Genomic DNA, 4,993 nt, shown 5'->3' on the forward strand with positions numbered 1-4,993 from the left:
CGTCGTCAGACCCGCGGCGGCGATGGGGCGTCTGGCGACCCTGTCATCGTCGAGGTCGCGAAACAGCACGTTCTTGTGTCCGTAGTGTTCCGTCGGCAGCCGGCCCACCTGCGTCCATTCGAAGCCGAGGAACGAGACCAGGTCCGGCTGTTCCGGATCGCCTGCCAGCGCCTGGCACTGGCGCAGCGATTCCTTGGTCTCGTTCCAGCGCCGCGGGGTCGATGCGGCGGCGTGATCGGTGATGCCCCAAAAGTCCAGGCCCGAGCAGTAGCGGGCGAAATCGCAGGCGTCACCGATCGGATGCACGCCGCGTCCGCCGGCCATCGGCAGCGACCACAGGAACGCGTCGGTCGAATAAGTCGTGTGCACGTGGAAGTCGCCGAACATCACATGCTTGGTGCCGGTTGCCTGGACGGCGGCCCCGGCTTCGGCGCGGGCGGTCTGTCGGTTCAGCACGGTGGCGCGAGGCAGTGGTTCGCCAGTGATAGCGCCCGGCCCGGGCGGTGTGCCGAACCAGCCCTGTCGTGCGCCGGCCACATAGATCACCACGGCGCCGACCAGCAGCAACACCATCGCAAGGGCGATTCGTTTCATCGGGACTCCTCCAAAGCTGGACATCCGATGCGTTGCCGGTTGTCCGATCGTTCGCAGGGTGTAGCACCATCCGCGTGGAGCGGTCCAGTCCGCCGCCCGGTTGCGCGTCACGATGATGCAACCTGATCGCCGTAGGATCACCGCTTTGGGGAATGGGGCAGGCTGGCACGTCAGCCTGGGCGGACGACGTCATTGTGGTGAACACTTCTCGCATGCTGCCGGTCGTGGCGGCGGTCTGTGTCAGCGTCCTGGTGGGCTGCGGTGGCGATGCGTCCGACACCCCAGCCGCATCCACGCCGCTGCCTGCGCCCACGCTGTCGTTGCAGGCCAGCGTCGACGCGGTGCCGCTTTCTGATCACTTCGAACTGGTCTGGAGCTCCACCGACGCGACCGAATGCACCGCCTCCGGTGCCTGGAGCGGGGCGCGGACCACGGCCGGGCTGCAGATTCACAGCGTCAGCGGCGCTGGCGAACATGTCTACACACTGCTTTGCAGCGGCGAAGGCGGCACGGTCTCCGAGAGCGTCAGCGTGACCGGGCTGGTTCCGCCGACGCTGGTGTTCGAAGTCTCCGACGGCCTGGTCCTGCGCGGCGATTCCGTGACGTTGAGCTGGGTGGCTCACGACGCGGATGCCTGCGAGGCCTCCGGCGCCGCCGACTGGGCCGGACCGACAGCGACCGAGGGCAGCGCCAGCCTCACCGCCGCGCTGTCCGCCCAGCGCTATCGTCTGCACTGCACCGGGCCCGGCGGCGAGGTGGAGTCGGCGCTGGATGTCGCGACCGTGCTGCCGCCGACGTTGACGCTGTCCGCAACGCCGGCCGCTGGGGATATCCCGCTGGTGATCGATCTGAACTGGGCGGCGGAGAACGTCACCGGATGCGTGGCCACGGGCGACTGGTCGGGCGAGTGGGGCGCCACCGGTTCCGAGCAAATGACGCTCACGGAAGCGGGCATTCACGACTTCGACCTGGCCTGCGCGGCATTGCTGCCCGCGTTGGCGGTGACGCGAACCGTCTCGGTGACCGCGACCGATCCGCTGGCGCAGGCCAGAGCCCTGTTTGAACGGCGGCAGGCGCTGCGAGCCGCCGCCGGTCTGGGAGACGACTGATGATGACTGCACGATGGATTCGCGTGATCGCGATGCTGTTGCTGGGTGCGACGGCCGGTCCGGCGCTGGCGGCGGGGATGAGCACCCACGCCCTGATGGCCGAATACGGGCGTCGCTACCTGCCCGATACGCATCCTCTCAAGGCGATTTTGACCGCGCATCGTCCGGCGCTGCTGGCCGGTGCGATGTACCCGGACGGCGGTTATGCGACCGGCGCCGTCTTCAGTGGTGATCGCGATGTCGCAGAAACCGCGCACTGGGAATACTTCGTCAATCCGCTGATCCAGATTCTTCACGACGATGGCTGCACCAGCGGAGCGTCGCTGGAGATTCCGCAGTTTGGCGGCACGCTGGAGTACGTGACGACGACCGTGACCGGCCTGGCGCCGCTGGCGGAACTGCGCATCGACGACAGCTGCGGCGCGATGATCGCCTATGCCATGGGGATCGCCGCGCATGGCATGGGTGACGAGGTCTGGGACGCGCTGTTCGAGCCGCAGGTCCGCGAGCGTGGCGAAGATGCCGAGTCCTCGCCGGCCTACACGCTGGACGCCTTTCCGCCCGGCGCGGAGGTCAGCGTCGGTGATGTGCTGCGCGCCGTGATTGGCGATGAGCCGTTCGAGGTGCTGAGGCAGGGGTTCGATCCGCTGTCGCTGAACAGCATCGAATACGCGATGGACGTCATCGCAATCCGCGAACAGGGGTTGTGGGCGGACGTACCGTTCCTGACCTTCCCGCCGGCCGAGGTCATCGCCCGCGCCTATGAGGCGTCGGGGCGCGATGTGGACGCATCAGTCGCGGCCATCGAGCGCGCCGCGTTGTTCACGCGCACGCTGGTGCTGGCGGAGCGCGCCGGGGCGGCCGCCGAATACGACCGGGTGCGCCAGCAAATGCCCTGGGCGTCCGGGCATTACTTCACGGGATCGGGCGGTGTGCTCCACGTCGGCAAGATGATCACCGGTTACTACCTGCACCTCTGGGACAAGCTGCAACACGGCGTGGTCAACGCCCGGGGGCCGCGCATCGTCGGCGTGCATCCGGACAACGGAGAGCAGGGCGTGCCGTTCGAGTACTCGGCCGACCGCTTCGTCCGCGTGTTCATCTCCGGCTCCGTCGATCGCGCCAGCGTCACCGAGGCGCCCGGCGGCCTGGTGCTGTTCGATGGTGACGGCAACGTGGTCGACGCCCGCCTGTCAGGGTTCGGGCCGCTTTATCAGGGCGACGGTACGCATGGCATCGGTATCGAACTGACCGGTGCCCTGAAACCGGCCACCGAGTACACCGCCGTCATCACCACCCGGGCGAAGGACGACCGCGGCCGCGCGCTGCTGGAACCGCTGGTGTGGACGTTCCGGACAGCGGCGGCGGAGTAGCCCCTCGATACCGTGTTGACGGGCGCTAGTCGTCCCGGTCCAGAAACACCCGAATCCGGTTGACCGCCCGCGTCGCGTCGGCGACCAGCCCGACCTGCATCTGGAAGTCGTGCCAGAGGTCGTCGTAAATCTCGCACTGGACCGGCACCCCCGCGGCGTTCAGCGCATCGGCGAAGCGCAGCGTGTCGGAAAGCAGCACTTCCTCGCTGCCGGTCTGGATCAGCGTGCGTGGCAAGCCTTCCAGCCGGGCGAACAGTGGCGAGAGTCCGGGGTCGTCCAGGGGACGATTGCCGGCGTACCCCATGCGGCTTGCGCGGCCCCAGGCCGGGTCGATCAACGGGTCGCGACTGGCCAGCCGCTCGACGCTTTCGCCACTCATGGTCAGGTCGGTCCAGGGTGACATCAGCACCAGCGCGCCGGCCGCGTCATCGCCGTCACGGGCCTTTAGCGCCAGGGCCGTGGCGGCGCTGAGTCCGCCGCCGGCGGAGTCGCCCAGCAGCGTGATGTCCTCCTGGTTGAAGCCCTCGTTGACCATGGCGTCGAACGTGGCCAGCGCGTCCTCCACCGCGGCGGGGTAGGCATGTTCCGGCGCCAGCCGGTAGTCTGGCAGCCAGACCCGGCGTCGTGTCGCGCGCGCGATCTGTCCGGCGTAGCCAACGTAGGCGCCGTCGCCGCCGATGACATAGGCGCCGCCGTGGAGAAACAGGATGCCCTCGTCCGGATCGGCATTCGGCGGGGTCAGCACGTGCACCGTGCGGCCGTTGACCCGCCGGACATCCACGGTCACCGAAGATGGCTTGGCAACGCTCTTCAGCACCGCCCTCGTCCACGCCCGCTGAAAGCCCATCGGCGGGTTCTTCTTCAGTACGGACTTCATTGTTGCCCGCAGCACGCCCTTGAAGAAGCGTCGGCGTGCACGCGCCTTCGTCGGGTTGATATGGAGAATATGGTGCTGCTCGCTCCCGTCGCCCATCGGCACATCCCTGTGATCGTGTCGGCGGATTGTGCCGCAATCCAGACGGCGAGGTTGGCGGAGCTTCACGCGGCGGTTTCGGCGCCGGTATGCCGCCGTTGTCGATCAGCGAGCGGCTTCGGTCTCCAGCGCGGGCGTGAACGTCGGCGCGGAACGGCCGAGCCCGTCAATGTCGGCGGCGAGTTGTTCGTAGGCATAGGCCAGCCGCAGCAGTCCGGCTTCGTCGAACTCCCGCCCGAGCAGTTCCATCCCCACCGGCAGCGCCGGGTCGGTGTCAGCCACGCCCGCGGGCATCGACAGCGCGGGAAATCCGGAAAACGGACTGAGGCGGTTGTTGGAGCCGGTCGACGGACTGGAGCCCGCGGTTGGCGCCAGGCCCTGGATGCTGGGATAGACCAGCGCGTCGTAGGGCGCTCCCAGCACGGCGCCGTCGAGTGTTTCGTGATCCAGTGCGGCCCGCAGTCTGGCGCGGACAAAGGGGCCGCGTTCTCGCACGTTCTCCAGGTAGGTCGGGTCGAGCTCGCGTGTGGTTCCGCTGAGCGCGTCGAGCACCAGCACGAACAGGCTGTCGTTCTCGTAACCACCGCTTGCCAGCACGGCTTCGAAGCTGCGCAAGTGACCGTCTTCGTCGGACGGCCAGGATTGCAGGTACTCGGTCAGATGGTCGCGGAACTCCCAGCGCGAGACGCTGGAGTAACCGGTGATGTCGGACAGGTCCTCGATCACCACGTCCTCGACGATCGCACCGGCTGACGCCATCGCGGCGAGCGCGGCATCGACAACGGCGATGACCTGCTCGTTGCTGCCGAACAGTTCGCGGACCACGCCGATACGCGCGCCTTGCAGCGCGTTGACGTCAAGGTTTGAGGCATAGGAGTCGGGAACGCCGGTCAGTGCCGCGTAGGCCGCGGCATCGGCGACCAGCGTGGCGCCGTCCTCGGGTC

General features: G+C 68.0%; 5 protein-coding genes. 2 read left to right on the plus strand and 3 right to left on the minus strand.

What is annotated here, in order from left to right; all coding sequences use genetic code 11:
- Positions 1 to 594: hypothetical protein (locus ABNS06_RS16340; protein ID WP_348675672.1), on the minus strand; the 594-nt coding region annotated here is incomplete at its 3' end.
- A 197-nt stretch (positions 595 to 791) separates the two neighbouring features.
- On the opposite strand from ABNS06_RS16340, the gene ABNS06_RS16345 reads away from it, so the two are divergent.
- Positions 792 to 1,703, plus strand: a complete 912-nt coding sequence (locus ABNS06_RS16345) for a hypothetical protein (RefSeq protein ID WP_348675673.1) — start codon at positions 792 to 794, stop codon at positions 1,701 to 1,703.
- Positions 1,703 to 3,076: an Ig-like domain-containing protein gene (locus ABNS06_RS16350; RefSeq protein WP_348675674.1), complete on the plus strand. Its 1,374-nt coding sequence runs from the start codon at positions 1,703 to 1,705 to the stop codon at positions 3,074 to 3,076. The genes ABNS06_RS16345 and ABNS06_RS16350 overlap by 1 nt, the downstream gene beginning before the upstream one ends.
- Positions 3,077 to 3,101: 25 nt before the next feature.
- On the opposite strand, the gene ABNS06_RS16355 is transcribed toward ABNS06_RS16350, so the two are convergent.
- Entirely contained in the window at positions 3,102 to 4,049 is a 948-nt protein-coding gene (locus ABNS06_RS16355; protein ID WP_348675675.1) for an alpha/beta hydrolase, read from the minus strand.
- Positions 4,050 to 4,154: 105 nt separating this feature from the next.
- A partial coding sequence (locus ABNS06_RS16360) for an amidase family protein (RefSeq protein ID WP_348675676.1) occupies positions 4,155 to 4,993 on the minus strand: 839 nt, incomplete at its 5' end.

It is taken from the genome of uncultured Abyssibacter sp., assembly GCF_964000955.1.
In the GTDB taxonomy this organism is placed as follows: Bacteria; Pseudomonadota; Gammaproteobacteria; order Nevskiales; family OUC007; genus Abyssibacter.